The 14,524-nt window shown below is 48.8% G+C and carries 13 protein-coding genes; 9 read left to right on the top strand and 4 right to left on the bottom strand.

The window, feature by feature from the left end; genetic code table 11:
- Positions 1-473: 473 nt before the first annotated feature.
- Genes Enr17x_RS29575 through Enr17x_RS10865 form a run of 3 tightly spaced genes read left to right on the top strand, consistent with a single transcriptional unit; the run spans position 474 to position 1,653 of the window.
- The gene (locus tag Enr17x_RS29575) at positions 474-770 is read left to right on the top strand and encodes a flagellar biosynthesis anti-sigma factor FlgM (protein ID WP_198001094.1); all 297 of its coding nucleotides are present in this window, start codon (positions 474-476) and stop codon (positions 768-770) included.
- Positions 771-815: 45 nt separating this feature from the next.
- On the top strand, positions 816-1,115 hold the full coding sequence (locus tag Enr17x_RS10870; protein ID WP_145308599.1) for a Fur family transcriptional regulator: 300 nt from the start codon (positions 816-818) through the stop codon (positions 1,113-1,115).
- 40 nt (positions 1,116-1,155) lie between these two features.
- Entirely contained in the window at positions 1,156-1,653 is a 498-nt protein-coding gene (locus Enr17x_RS10865; RefSeq protein ID WP_145308597.1) for a Fur family transcriptional regulator, read from the top strand.
- 44 nt (positions 1,654-1,697) lie between these two features.
- On the opposite strand, the gene Enr17x_RS10860 is transcribed toward Enr17x_RS10865, so the two are convergent.
- Positions 1,698-2,795, bottom strand: a complete 1,098-nt coding sequence (locus tag Enr17x_RS10860; RefSeq protein WP_145308595.1) for a prepilin peptidase — start codon at positions 2,793-2,795, stop codon at positions 1,698-1,700.
- Between the two features lie 296 nt (positions 2,796-3,091).
- On the opposite strand from Enr17x_RS10860, the gene Enr17x_RS10855 reads away from it, so the two are divergent.
- The 4 genes from Enr17x_RS10855 to glnD all read left to right on the top strand — a co-directional run bounded on the left by Enr17x_RS10855 (position 3,092) and on the right by glnD (position 8,295).
- Positions 3,092-4,516, top strand: coding sequence for an ammonium transporter (locus Enr17x_RS10855; RefSeq protein ID WP_145308592.1), 1,425 nt, complete (start codon positions 3,092-3,094; stop codon positions 4,514-4,516).
- A gap of 225 nt (positions 4,517-4,741) precedes the next feature.
- The gene (locus Enr17x_RS10850; protein WP_145214827.1) at positions 4,742-5,080 is read left to right on the top strand and encodes a P-II family nitrogen regulator; all 339 of its coding nucleotides are present in this window, start codon (positions 4,742-4,744) and stop codon (positions 5,078-5,080) included.
- A 96-nt stretch (positions 5,081-5,176) separates the two neighbouring features.
- Positions 5,177-5,515 carry a P-II family nitrogen regulator gene (locus Enr17x_RS10845; protein ID WP_145308590.1) on the top strand — a complete coding sequence of 113 codons (339 nt, stop codon included), beginning with the start codon at positions 5,177-5,179 and terminating at the stop codon, positions 5,513-5,515.
- Positions 5,516-5,601: 86 nt separating this feature from the next.
- Positions 5,602-8,295, top strand: coding sequence for a [protein-PII] uridylyltransferase (gene glnD, locus Enr17x_RS10840; protein ID WP_198001093.1), 2,694 nt, complete (start codon positions 5,602-5,604; stop codon positions 8,293-8,295).
- 44 nt (positions 8,296-8,339) lie between these two features.
- Here the strand turns inward: glnD and Enr17x_RS10835 are convergent, their stop codons facing one another.
- Entirely contained in the window at positions 8,340-9,341 is a 1,002-nt protein-coding gene (locus Enr17x_RS10835; protein WP_145308587.1) for a type I phosphomannose isomerase catalytic subunit, read from the bottom strand.
- A gap of 323 nt (positions 9,342-9,664) precedes the next feature.
- Between Enr17x_RS10835 and Enr17x_RS10830 the strand changes: the two genes are divergently transcribed.
- A complete protein-coding gene (locus tag Enr17x_RS10830) occupies positions 9,665-9,853 on the top strand; it encodes a hypothetical protein (RefSeq protein WP_145308585.1) in 189 nt (62 codons plus the stop codon).
- Positions 9,854-9,916: 63 nt separating this feature from the next.
- Here Enr17x_RS10830 and Enr17x_RS10825 read toward each other — a convergent pair whose 3' ends face one another.
- Together Enr17x_RS10825 and Enr17x_RS10820 are read right to left on the bottom strand one after the other, a co-directional pair.
- Positions 9,917-11,569 carry a hypothetical protein gene (locus tag Enr17x_RS10825; RefSeq protein WP_145308583.1) on the bottom strand — a complete coding sequence of 551 codons (1,653 nt, stop codon included), beginning with the start codon at positions 11,567-11,569 and terminating at the stop codon, positions 9,917-9,919.
- Positions 11,570-11,719: 150 nt separating this feature from the next.
- On the bottom strand, positions 11,720-12,259 hold the full coding sequence (locus Enr17x_RS10820; RefSeq protein ID WP_145308581.1) for a hypothetical protein: 540 nt from the start codon (positions 12,257-12,259) through the stop codon (positions 11,720-11,722).
- Positions 12,260-12,771: 512 nt separating this feature from the next.
- Here Enr17x_RS10820 and Enr17x_RS10815 point away from each other — a divergent pair.
- Complete coding sequence (locus Enr17x_RS10815; protein ID WP_145308579.1) at positions 12,772-14,448, top strand: type II and III secretion system protein family protein; 1,677 nt, start codon at positions 12,772-12,774, stop codon at positions 14,446-14,448.
- Positions 14,449-14,524 lie beyond the last annotated feature (76 nt).

The following is a 14,524-nucleotide window of genomic DNA, read 5'->3' as shown; positions in this document are numbered from 1 at the left end:
CACTCGGGCTTGAGTTCAGGGATTTCCCCCTCCCTGTAATCCGCATAATCGTTACGAGTCAACGTGTCCTGTCTCAAACGGCGGTTTTCCTGTTCCGGAATTAAACTTTTTACAATCGCTGCGTCGATGGAATTAAGGTTCAGACTCCCCTCAACGATTGAGGCCGTAAAGACATAGGAACATGTCTTACTACTAAGCCCTATCTCGTTTTACATACCATTGAGCTGGAGGATGTGCAGGAAGCCATTCGACATTCAATATTGATGACAATCTGAAAACAGGTGTTCCTTTGCTACATTATGGGGCAAAATCACTTGAATTCAGTGAATTCAATGAAAGAATTGGCGATGACTGCAGACTACCAGTTGAATCGATCCCCCGTCTTACGATATCATGAACCTCATACAGTAACTAATGGTCGGGAGAATTCTCCCCCGACTGGTTCAGGATCAAGTGACAGGGGGAATGCCGCCATGGATGTTAACGGCACTAGTTCTATTTCCGGATCATCACCTATCAGTAAGCAGATCGGTCCGAGCAATACCAACACCAATAAGACGCCTGCCTCGAAGCCGATCTCTTCGCCGCAAGATGAATTAGAGATCTCGTCTGCAGGGCGTATGCTGGATGAAATGACGAACGACTCTGAAATGCGAGCAGAACGGTTAGCACAAATCAAGGCAGCCATTGATGATGGGACTTACGAGACCGACGAAAAGCTGGACGCCGCTTTAAGTCGCCTGCTGGATCAATTCAGCGACTCCGAGTAATCATCTCTATTGCTGTAGTAGAGATAAATGAGGAAGAGACCAACTGTGCTCGACTTGAATAGTCTGGGGATCGCGATGTCTCCTGTTGAGAAATTCAGAGAGTACCTGGAGACGAAGGGGATGAGATTAACTCTGGAACGAGAGTTAATCGTGAATGAAATGTTCTCTTCTTCCGAACAGTTTGACGCAGACCAACTGGTTGAGCGAATGGCAGATCAAGGCGTCGGGCGTCGCGTGAGTCGCTCGACGGTCTACCGCACAATTGGTTGGTTGGAAGAGGCCGGTCTGCTGCGAAAAGTGGGACGTGAAAACGACCGCGATATTTATCAACCTGAATCAGAATAACCCGCGTACCTGACGACTTTAGAAGAGGAAGAGATAAACAGTGCTCAATTTTGAAAGCCTGGAAATCGCTGTTTCTCCCACCGAGAAATTCAGAGAGTACCTGGCCACAAAGGGAATGAGATTAACTCAGGAACGTGAGTTGATCGTTGCTGAAGTTTTCTCTTCCCACGAACATTTTGATGCCGACCAACTGGTCGACCGGATGTCCGCGCAAAAAACAGGACGGCGCGTCAGCCGCTCTACTGTTTACCGCACGCTGGGCTGGCTGGAAGATGCCGGCCTGCTGCGAAAAGTGGCTCGAACCAACGACCGCGACGTTTACGAGCACGATTACGGCTATCCGCAGCACGATCATTTCATCTGCAAAAGTTGCGGGGAACTGTTTGAATTCCAGAACGACGACATTGCGGAAATTCTGCAAAAGCTCGCGGACCAGATCAATTTCCGCATGAACGAGCATCGCCTTGAAGTGTATGGCATCTGTGACGAATGTTCTCGGCCTCCTCAACGGCGGCACAAGAAACTGGATCTGATCTGAATCAGAACCATAACTGCTTCAATCTCCCAGTGATGCCTGCGTTTTCAGCGACGTTTCACTGGAATCGCCCGATAAATTCGCAGCAGAAACAGCATCAGAATTAACGCTCCCAGCGCAATTCCACCGATCATCGCCAGCCCCAGCGCATCGCCAAATAACTTGCGGATCGAAAATTCGGGAGGAGCCCCCGGAACCGCTGCCGGCCATTCCGCTAGCCAGATCCAGCGCCAGCCCATCAAGACGATTAACGTTGCCGCACAGAGATAAGGGCCGTAAGGCAGATAGGTTTTTCCCGTCGCCGCACGACTGATAAAGCCGATCAGCAATCCACAAAGGGGCGCCAGCAACAGAATCGGGAGAATCGGTTGCCAACCCAGAAAGCTGCCGACCATCGCCATCAGAGTCACATCACCCAGCCCTAACGCTTCCTGACCGAGCATGACCGAAGAGACCAGCCTCAACCCCCAGGTCAGTCCCCCTCCGGCAATCAACCCCGCCAGACTCCAGGTCAAACCGTGCCAGTGAGAATGTACTTTGATCCAGTCAGGAATATAAGGGCCTGATAAGCCGGGAATTGCCTGATTCCAGTCGACCCAGAAATGAATGATCTGCAGTTGCCCGGCAATCGTCGCTCCTGCGACGCCAATGATCATGCCGGTCACCGTGATCTGATCGGGAATCAGATATTCACGAAAATCAATACTGGTCGCCGCCACCAGCAATGTCAGTAACGCATAGTGATTGAGCAGCCGCCATTCAAACATTCCTTCAGGGGGAATGACCGAAGGAATATCCAGACAACGGAGTTGTACGACCATAAAATAATAAAACGCAAACAACGCCCCGGTCGCCACTTCCAGGAAAACCTCTGAGCGAGGGAGAGGTTGCGAACATTGGGCGCACCGATTCTGAAGTGGAATCCAGCGCACTACAGGGATCAGCTTCCAGCGCGAAATACGCGCACCACATGCCTGGCAGCGCGAGAGAGGCTGAATCACCGGCTTGAGCGACATCCGCCTCACCCAGGCATTGATCCCCTGCCCCACAATTGTTCCGAGCAGAAATAATATGGCGCAGGGCACCAGGAGTACGAATTCTGCCGGCAGAACAGTATTCAAGTGTTTAATTTGTAAGTAAACCATATCTTAAACAAACCTGAACAAAACCCGTTCCGGTATAGGTGATTTTACGCTGACGCTTTGTTAGACTGACGCGTTAACTGGTTTGATCGTAAGATCATGTTAGACGTGGATATGGTGAAGTCTGTTACGTCCGACCGCAATTGCGGTTGAAGAAAAAAATCAAATTAGATGAAACTGCGCTCAAACAGAATCGTCTGAACTGGTTATTTCACAAACAGATCGTCCGATCAATTCAGAGAACCAAAGCGCTCGCTCACTGCTTTGACAATTTATTTGCGCTCGGAAAGGCCCCTGTAATGAGGAGAGTCTACAGACAGATTACGTACTGTACATTTTTAACATGCTATTTAAGTCTATTGGGTAACGGAGAGATCTTCGCAGACGAAGCATCTAATCCTCCCCCCTTGCCCTCTGGTGCAGAAGCGCCTGCTCAATTAGAAGCTTCTGTTGCCTTAAATGGTGCCGACATGGCTTGGATGATGGTCTCATCTGCTTTGGTTTTGATGATGACCGCCCCGGGTCTGGCTCTGTTTTATGGTGGACTGGTCCGGAAAAAGAACATTCTCGGCGTCATGATGCAATGTATATTTCTGATGGGGCTGATGTCTGTGATCTGGGCACTCTGGGGCTACAGCCTTGCCTTCGGATCTGACATTCTCGGTGGTTTTGTCGGTGGTTTTGACCATGTCCTGCTGAAAGGAATCATCCCAACCTGGAAAGATGGTGCGGTTGTTGTGCCTGACAATGGTGCCATCCCGACCTCACTGTTTATGGTTTTCCAAATGATGTTTTTCATTATTACACCCGCCCTGATCTGTGGCGCATTTGCCGAACGGATGAAATTCAGTTCGATGGTCGTCTTCTCAGTCCTCTGGGGAACTTTTATCTATTGCCCCATCGCACATTGGGTCTGGTCAGATACTGGCTGGTTGTGTGAATGGAATGAGGGTGCAGCGTTCCCTGCGTTTGACTTCGCGGGAGGGACTGTTGTACACATTAGCTCTGGTTTTTCAGCATTAGTCTGTGCTATATTGCTCGGAAAACGCCTCGGTTATGGACAAGAGCCAATGCCACCTCATAATTTGACCTATACTTTCATCGGGGCCACCATGCTGTGGGTCGGCTGGTTCGGCTTCAACGCGGGTAGTGCTGGTGCAGCGAATGCGGACGCCGTCAATGCGTTTGTCGCCACGCATCTGGCTGCCGCCGCGGGAGTTCTTGCCTGGGCTGCTGCCGAGTGGTTTTATAACGGGAAACCGAGTATTCTGGGTGCTTGTTCTGGTGCGGTCGCAGGTCTGGTCTGCATCACCCCCGCCTGTGGGACCGTGACTCCTTTATCAGGAATTATTTTAGGTCTGATTGCAGGGTTTGCCTGCTATTTTGCCTGTACTACTCTGAAATCAAAATTCAAATACGATGACTCGCTGGATGCCTTTGGTGTTCATGGCGTCGGAGGAACTGTGGGGGCTCTCCTCACTGGTGTCTTTGCGACCAGAGCGATTACAGGAGATGCGGAAGGTTCCGGCTTACTGGAAGGAAATTCGCAACAGTTGATCAATCAGTTTGTCAGTGTCGCTGCGGCGATTGTGATTTCCGTGATCGGAACCATCATCATCCTGAAGCTGATTGACTTAACGATGGGCCTGCGGGTCAGTAAAGATGGTGAAATTCAGGGTCTTGACCTGAGTCAACATGGTGAAGAGGGATACATTTTCCTATAACATGCTGAGTAGAGAGAGTCAGCACCGGGCTGGCTCTCTTGCTCATGTTCCGGAAAGTGGTCCTGAATGGCCTTTCAGGCCAATAGTTTTTATTGTTTTTGGGGATTTTAAATTGAGGTATCGAGATTTCTCTCCAAATGCGATATAATAGGTAAGTGTGATAGTCGCTTGGGTTTCTGAAAGCGCTGGAAGAAAACCGAGCATTTTCCTGGGAGTATAATTCCGATGAAAAAAGTGGAAGCTGTCATCAGACATTTCAAACTGGAAGAAGTCAAAGATGCTCTGACAGAAATTGGTGTTCAAGGTATGACGGTATCAGAAGTCCGTGGTTTTGGACGCCAAAAAGGTCATAAGGAACAATATCGTGGTGCTGAATACACGGTTGACTTTCTGCCCAAAGCAAAGATGGAAGTAATCGTTCCCGATGATCAGGTCAAAAGCGTAGTCGATACGATTTTGGAATCAGCGCGGACCGGGCAAATCGGCGATGGGAAGATCTTTGTGATGCCAGTCGAAGACATTATTCGTATTCGAACCGGTGAATCAGGCGATACCGCCCTTTAACAAATGACTGTAAAGCGAGGGGCGCAATTTTGCTCCCTTTTGCTTTACATCATTCCTGGCATGAATCGAATTTTGGCTTTTCGAAAGAAATCTTAGATGAAAAAAATTCAGGCAATCATACGACACTACAAACTGGAAGAAGTCAAAAACGCGATTTCGGAAATCGGTATCAGTGGTATGACTGTCAGTGAAGTACGTGGCTTTGGTCGTCAACGCGGCCATAAAGAGACTTACCGGGGTAACGAATACATCGTTGATTTTCTGCCTAAGGTGAAACTCGAAATTGTGGTTCAGGACGACATGGTCCCTCAAGTCATTGAAACAATCACACAGATTGCACGGACCGGCCAGATTGGTGATGGAAAAATCTTTATTACAAATCTGGATGAAGTCATTCGAATCCGCACGGGCGAAACCGGAGCGGAAGCAGTCTGATTAACTGATTGCTTCACGTTGCGAATTCCTGTCATGACCCCGGGCCACAACCATTTTTTCTTTTTCGTTTCAGCCTGGAACCGATGATGTCACAGCCTTCTCCGCCCTGCTCGACACAACAATTTGTTGTCTACCGCACTAAGGTGGAGCAAGCCCGGCAACGGGGAGAGGAACTGCTGCGCAGTGGCGCCAGTGGCTTGCAGATCGCAACCGCAATTGCCGAATCCATCGAACAGTTGATCCTGCAAATCATTCAGGATCAACTGCAACAGCTCCCTGAGGCACAGCAGAAATTACTGATGCAGAACAGCGCGATTCTTGCAATCGGCGGTTCGGGACGCGGCCTGATGGCCCCTTATTCCGATGTCGATCTGCTGTTTCTCTATCGAACCCAGATCGTCGATGAGTTCTCTCAATTTGTTGGAGACGTTGTTCGCAGCTGCTGGGATGCCGGCTTAAAACTGGGACACAGTGTGAGAACCATTGTGGACTCAGTCAAAATGGCGCGCACCGAACCTGAGTTCGCCACCGCGATGATTGAAGCCCGTTCAATCTGGGGAGATGAGCATCTCTCCGAACAACTGATTCGTTCTTATTATCGGCACGTTGTTTTATTCCGCAGACGCATCTTTTTTGAGCAATGTGTCACTGCCCGCTGGGAAGAGCGGAAGCAGCACGGTGGAGCGGTGATGCAGCTGGAGCCCGACATTAAACGTTCGCCGGGTGGTCTGCGCGATATTCATCTGTTACGCTGGGTTGGCTTCGCCCGTTACGGGACAGCGAATCTGGACATGTTACGACTGGATGGCCGGATCACCAGTCGCGATGTCCGTACGTTGAAAAATGCCCGAGACTATCTGCTCAAAGTTCGGATTCAACTGCATTATGAAGCGGGTCGGCAACAGGACCTGTTTACCAAAGATACACAGCTCTGGATGGCTGAACAACGCCAGGTTCAAGGCACAAACGGGCAACGCCCCGTCGAACTGCTGATGCAGGAATATTTCCGGCACAGTAAAGCCGTCGCCGAGATCACCGAGCGATTTATCAAGGCACATCGTCCGCAGCCATTTTTGTCGCGGGTCTATGACTTTCTCATGACCCACCGTTCCGATTCCATACTCAAGATTGTTCCCGATCATCTGGATGTCGTTCCCAAATACCGGGCTCAAGTTTGCAGCAATCTGGAAGAAATTCTCAGACTGTTCGATACCGCCTCACTGTATGGGATCTCGATTGCCCCGGATTTGCTCGACGCCATCCGCGAATCTGCCTTGAAGCTGCCATCCGCACTGACCAACCGGTCCATCGATCTCTTTCGCGACATCCTCGCACGGAGTAACAGCCTGGGCCCCACCTTGCGAGTCATGTTTGAAACAGGGGTCTTGAATATTCTGATCCCCTACATGAAACACGCTTACTGCCTGCTGCAGTTCAATCAGTACCACAGCTATACCGTTGACGAACACACATTTCGCGCCATCGAAGCATCAGAAACCTTCACCGACGATGACTCTGCCCTGGGAAGTTCTTATCAGAATATCGAAAAGAAAGACATTCTGAATCTGTCCATCCTGTTACACGATATCGGGAAAGGATATGGAGAAGACCACAGCAAAGTCGGCGCGATGATCGCTGCTGAAACGGCGATTCGCATGGGCCTGAAAGAGGAAGAGAAGAATTTGCTGGTCTTCCTGGTCCTGGAACATCTCACGATGGCGCACCTCGCGTTTCGTCGCGATATCTCAGATCCTGATATACTGTTCGCGTTCAGTCAGAAAGTCGGCAGCCCCGAAAAATTACGCATGCTGTATGTACTGACCGCTGCCGACATTACCGCCGTCGGTCCGGGCGTGTTTACCGACTGGAAATCAGAACTGCTGGCAGACCTCTATGAGCGGACGATGTTATTGCTCGGCGGAAAACATTCCCGCTATCATCGAGATCAGCGACTGGCACGCGTCAAACAACGCGTCCGCAGCCATCTCAATCTCCCGCAAGTGCCCGAGCACGAGGAAAGTGCTGACACCTGGTTCACAGAACTATTTAACTCGTTTTCGCCGCATTATCTGTTGGTGTCCTCTTCTAAACGGATTGCCGCTGATATTGAAATCCTGCACGATCTTCCCGCTGATCAGATCGTCGTCGAAGGAGAATTTGAACCCGAAACCAGCACGGTCAATTATCATGTGATTGCGCCGGCGATGTACTCGCAATCCTGCTTCCACCGTATGGTCAGTGTCTTCACCGCAAAACGCATGGAGATCGTCTCCGCACACATTACCACCAGCGTTTCCGGCGGTGTCGTCGACAGTTTCCATGTGATCGATAACGATTATGAGAAAAAAGTTCCCCGCAGCCGCATCGATAAGATCGAAGAAGAAATCAGAAACGCGGTCAGTGGCAAGAGCGATGCCAAAACGATGTTTTTAAACAACCAACGTTTCCAGGAATCAGCAAGCCTGAGTGGTGAATTCGACCTGGGCCGCGTGGAAATCGATAACCAGTCTTCCAAACGTTGTACGATTATCGATGTCATCGCTCACGACCGCACGGGCCTGCTCTATATTGTCTCACGCGCGATCAGCCGCATGGGACTTTCCGTCGTCATGGCGAAAATCTCAACACACCTGGACCAGGTTGTGGATGTCTTTTACGTGCTTGACGAACACGATCGCAAAATTGAAGACAGCGACCGCCTGCAGGAAATTAAACAGAAGCTCGAAAGCACCCTGCACGATTTCGAACTCGAAGGCTACAAACGATATCAACGCGTCTGACCCTATCCGAATCAGCGGGAATCGGCATTCAGCAGGCACCACGCTCAAGTGGGCACCACTTCGAGAAACGTCATTTCGCCATCGACGTGAATCTGGCAATCCGAGGCTGATGCAGGTATCAACAGAGTTTTTCCCTGGAACAGTTCATAGGTTTCCGCACTGCAGTCCAACTGCCCTGCTCCTTCCAGTACAACCAGAATCTGGGGCTGATTCAGAGATTTGAGCGGAAACGAACTTGCGGAATGATGACGGCGGATCGTGAAATGCTCAGACTCCAGCAGATCTTCAATCTGATGCGTTCCCACGGACCGTTTCTGTGGCTGGAGCAGATCAACGGGACCTCGTTCGAAGTCGATGCAGTCAAAGGCGTTCTCAATGTGCAATGGTCGCGGGTTACCCGACTGATCCAGACGATGCCAGTCAAACAGACGATAAGTCACATCGCTGGTTTGCTGGACTTCCGCTAACAGAACGCCCTCGCCAATCGCATGCAGAGTCCCGGCGGGAATGTAAACGCAATCCCCCTTCTTGACAGAATAGCGGTGCAGACACGTTTCAACGATTCCCTGCTCCAGATGCTGCCTGAGCTCTGTTTCCGTAATACCAGGCTTCAGCCCTGCATAAATACAGCTACCTTCAACAGCATCAAGGATCACCCAGGCTTCTGACTTTCCAGATCGAGCGGCATCAAAATTCAGCTGCTCAGAATCACCTGGATGGACCTGAAGCGAAAGACGGTCCGTCGCGTCAATGAACTTGATTAAGAGTGGAAACGTCGAAAAATATTTCCCGGTCCCATACAGGGCATCCGGATTTTTCTGAATCAGTTGCGACAGCGTCCAACCAGCATATTCACCGCCGGCAATCGGTGTGAGGGCCTGCGGATGATCCGACAGCTCCCAACTCTCGCCATAATCGCCCTCAACTCCAATCAGTTTATGCAGTTGAGTGCCCAGACGCTCCCCGCCCCACCGAGTCCGCTTTAATAAAGGCGTAAACTCCAGTGGCAACAACGTGGCCGTCGATTGGACTTCTTGCAATGACATAATTTGGAGAAAAGCAATACCAGTAAAGAAGATAGAAGAAATAGAAAAGATGGAAACTTCTGTAATCCTAAACCACAAAACCTATCAAATGCAACTATAAACTCTCTGATTTGTCAGAACGGGACTCTCTACGTCTTTTTGAACCATTTCACGAAACTAATGTACTTCAAATGTTTCAATTGCCATAAACGGGAACTCCTGCTAATCTCTCCCCCCTTCAAAGACCAGACAACCCATGAATCATTTGTACAGAAATCGCAATCGCCGGTCTCCTGGCTGATTTTAAGAGATTTTACCACTGTTTCTCGATGAAAGGCTCATACGTGGCAGATTTGGTAACCCGTCGTTTAGAAATTGAACTTTCCCCAGGTGATACAATTCAGATTGGCGATCAGTTTTTGACTGTGGTTGATATTGAGGGAGACGAAATCCTGTTTCAACTCGATTCCGGAGATCTGGCAGAGCGAATTTCGATCCAGGACCTCTTTTCAGATTCCCAATCGAACAGCTAAGTGAGTTAACTCTTATGTTGCATGATGGGGTAATTCCCACTGCTGCTCCAGCTTTCCCTGTTGTCACTCAACTGTCTGTCCTTTCCCTGTTTCATGATCATGAGGGTCTGCTGGAAACAGACACCATTTTGGTACATCAGGTCGATTCAGTTGTTTCCGTTTTGCCCGAGTAATGACCTTCTCGAAACGGGGAAGTATTTTGACCCAGAGCATCGCCTGCGGGTCTGCATAAATCTGAGTCCAATCACTCCGATGTTGCAAATAGCCATGCACCTGTAATGAACGAGGCAGCAGTAAGATTTCGGTAGGATAATCATCCAGCAACGGAGTTGGCCCCTTGGAAGTGGCGTCCAGCTTTTGAAAATCCACAAACTCCTGTTCCAGCTTAGCCGAATAAACCGTTCGATAACGACCATCAAAGGCAACCCGTGATTCTGGAAACGTCTGCCAGATCACATACTGCGCCCAGCCATAATCGGTTAAGATATTGCCATGCAATGCTTCATCCTGCATGACGGTGATCGATGCAACAGGCATTCCGGGAGCTCTGCTTTGTGTTTCGACACCAATCTGCCAGGGAGGTATCGATTCTTTCCAGAGATTCACCACGGTATGAATCCCCAACCCACAAACCGTGAGCACAGTAAGTCCGACTAAAAATGAACGCAATTTAAGCCGCTGATCCCCAGCCCATTGCTGGTTCAGATGAGGAAATAGATTACGAATCGCATCCGAGATGGGCCGTGGTAATAAAATAATGACTGCGATCGCCAGCAAAGCCACATGCCTGATGTGGCTTACCGCCTGATAGGCAACTACAACGATCAGAATCAAATCAATCCACTCCCATTTTCGCGAACCGAAAAATGCCAGACCGATCAGGAAAAAGGGAATATAATACAATAACGCCTGCTGTGCTTCCCAAAGTGGCTGCCACTCGCGCACAATCTGTTTGGTAATTAAGTGATCCCAAAGCATCTGATGCAAGCCAATCCCATATGGATTCACCAGTGTCAGTGCCCACGCAACGCCGACGGCAACCGCCAGGCGAATCAAATCGCGACGTTGATACCGTAATTGCATCACCCCCAGTCCCATCCAGAGCAGCACGACTCCCTGCATCCCGACGCCAGCGAGAAAACCACCGTGCGAGTTTGTCCAAAACAACACCACGGCAGGCAAATACCAGATGGCTTTCGACTGTGGATGTTCCAGAAAATGCCTGAGAATAAACAGTGTCAGTGCAAAGCAACCAAAGGTAGCTAGCTGAGGGCGAACAAACACTACAAACTGTGAGAGACAGAATGCGGTGTAGACCAGCAGTAAAACAGCCGCTGCCAGACTCGCGCGGAATTTTCGTAATGCCATCCAGGCGGGAATAAAAATGACCAGCAGCCAGAAGTTACGCCAGAGCCACAAACCGAGATTCCCAAAATGGCTCCAGAGCCAGCCAAAGGAGAGTTCGGAAAACCACTCATGGTTGACCCAGACCGCACCCGGTTCGGTATAACAGAATGGATCAGTTCGTTCGACCAGAACGCCTTGCTCGATTGCCCGCAGACCATACAACGTATGTCCCCAGAGATCCGGATCAGCAATAGTCACGGTGCAAGTTAAACACAAGCACGCGCCCCAGATCCATGCTGTTGCCAGATACCATTCGCGCTGCCCCATGCTCCATTCCGCGGGAAGCGATCCTGAATCAGATTCCTTCACAACATTCCCTCAATGGTAAAGCTGAGCGTTTCGATAAACCGTTTCACGATTACTTTGCTGAGACGCAATAAAAAAAGATCTGCACACAATGGTACAGATCTTTTTATTTTCGATTCAATTCCTCAACCTGCATTGTAAAGCAGAATTCACCTACTTACTTTTCAGAATATCTTCCAGGCTGGGAAGAGGATTATGAATTGGCTCCAGGATTGGAAGCTCTTCTCCATTTGAGGGAGATTCTTCATATGAAGTCAAATCAATCTGCTCATAGATCCGCAAGAACATTTTATGAGAATAAGGAGCCTTAGGATCGCCACCCAGAGCGATAATCTCTCCCTTTTGTCTCAAAATATTCGTGTAGTTGTATGGTCGAAAGTAATAATAACCATGATAGACGGGAGTGTAAGCGTAATGAGGATACATATCCCCGGTCGTTTTACAGTCCAGCCAGGGTCGTTTTTTGAGCTTACAGCAACCATCGCAGTATGGACTGCCACACATTCCACAAGCACCAATTCCACCACCAGATTGACAATCCCCACCAGCCATACAGGAATGAGCTGCAGGGTAACTACATTCACATGATGCTAATGAGATTGTTGCGGGAGCACTGACTGTGTTTGCAGGAACGACTTCGCCGTCAAACTGCCATACACTTAAACCGATGAGCAATGCAAAACTCGCATTCATGAGATCACCTTTTATATTTTATGTTGTTTTTACAACTCTTTTAGTTAGGCATAAATGGTGGATAACAATTGATGATTACTCTGAACTCAAAGCACAATGTCTCTCACCATAGATCGTTTTCGACCTGATACTCGTCAAAGGTAAAGTAGAAAACAGCATAAATGACTAAAAACTTAAAATATGCATAATCTGGGCAACAGGTCAAAAATAATATTAACCTCCCGTATACCTTTTTCCGATATTACTGATGCTACTGGAATTCTTAGAACAATAGATCCCTGTCAAATCATACTTCAGGGAAAACGAGAAAGCCTGATAGCCAGCCCCAAAACAACTGTAAAACAACAGTCTTATTAATTGGGCCACAAACGATACATACAACGTTGAGTCGCACCAGGGTTACAAAATTGAAATAGGTTCCATTAAACGTGGTTTAATGTGAATGTTAATCCATAAACAATTTACGAACTCCAATATCTCACAACTGACGTCCAAAGGATTGGGAGACAAGTATGTCTATAAACGCCTCATGGAAAAGACGCACAATGCTGGCATTTGCCTGCGGTGTCGCTATCACAGCCACACCACTTGCTGCACAGGTACCGCCAGCTCCTCCTGTTCCAGGAAAAATCAAATCAACCAGGTTTACAACTGGAGCAGCAAAGAAAAATAAGCCAGTCGTAAGCACTAGAACAAAAGAAAAAGTTCATCAACTTGTTGATCGAATTTATGAATCCGAAGTTGAGCTCAGTGTTCAACAACGCCATTCTAAAATTTTGAAAATGAAGATGGACGTCTTCCGTGTCGCGATTGCTGATCCGACCAAAATCGAAGTCGTCGCCTTCGGAGCACAGGAAGTTGAAGTGATCGGTAAAGAAACCGGCACAACAACAATGACTCTCTGGCTGGGTGAAGAAGCAAATCCCCAGATTTTGAGTGTGCAAGTCAAAGTGGAAGGCGACAATTCAATCGAAGACCTTCGCCGGATGGAATACGGCGAGTTCCAGAGAATGATCAACGAATTCTTCCCGAACAGTAAAGTTCAGCTGATTCCGTTTGCGGATAAACTGATTGTTCGAGGTCAGGCACGTGATGAACAGGAAGCAACACAAATCATCACCATTATTCGTGCCCGTTCCGGATCTGGATCCGGTGTTGGTAGTGGGGCTGTTGGAGCTGGCTCTTTATTCGCAGAGGGTGAAGCCGCAGATCCGTTCCCTGATGGAGCAAAACTGCCGGAAGCCACAGTCATCGATATGATGAAAGTGCCTGGTGAAAAACAGGTCATGCTCAAAGTTCGTATCGCTCAAATCGACCGCTCTGCCGCTCGTTCTGCCAGCACAGACTTAATTGTCAACTCAGGGGAATTTGGCTTCAGTCAGATCTTCACCGGAGTCGCACAACAATTAGCCGGTGGCGGAACAGGCCTGGTAACAGCATCACTCAACAGTAAGCATGTCGACCTGTTTATCTCGGCTCTCGCTCAGAATGGTTACGCGAAAATTCTGGCCGAACCAAACCTGGTCACAATCAGTGGTCGCCCCGCGAACTTTATCTCGGGTGGTGAATTCGCAGTGCCTACCGTTGTCGGTGTAGGTGGTGCTCAAGCTGCTACCACAACCTTCAAAGGCTTTGGTACACAGCTGACATTCCTGCCAACCGTGCTTGATAAAGATCGAATTCGATTACAAGTTACTCCTACATTCAGTACCGTCAACCCGGCTCTGTCGGTCAACGGAATTCTGGGTGTCGACACCCAATCGGTCAGCACAACCGTTGATCTGCGTGAAGGACAGGTACTGGCAATCGCGGGTCTGATTCAAGAACAACAACGAGGAGATTTGAATCGGGTCCCCTTCATTGGTGATATTCCTCTGGTCGGGCCTCTGTTCTCAAACAAATCTGTTCAACGAGACGAAACCGAACTGATCGTGCTGATCAGCCCTGAGCTGGTTCATCCGATGGAACCGGAAGATGCTCCCACCGTACTGCCTGGTATGGAAGTCACCGAACCTGGTGATGTGGACTTCTTCTTTATGAATAATATTGAAGGCAAGCCGGATGTGCACCACAGAAGCACTGTCTGGTACATGCAGAAAAAACGTATTCATCAACAGCAAAAAGATTATATTCATCAGACCAAGTCTGACAAATACTATATCAATGGCGACTACGGTTTCTCTGACTAATACGAGTTATTATTTCTTTGCCAAATGATACCTATAAAAATTCCAATCACACTCAGTTTCATGATGTGAGAGAAAT

The sequence above is a fragment of the Gimesia fumaroli genome, from assembly GCF_007754425.1.
GTDB classification, from domain to species: domain Bacteria; phylum Planctomycetota; class Planctomycetia; order Planctomycetales; family Planctomycetaceae; genus Gimesia; species Gimesia fumaroli.
This window is presented reverse-complemented; position numbering and strand designations above follow the sequence as displayed.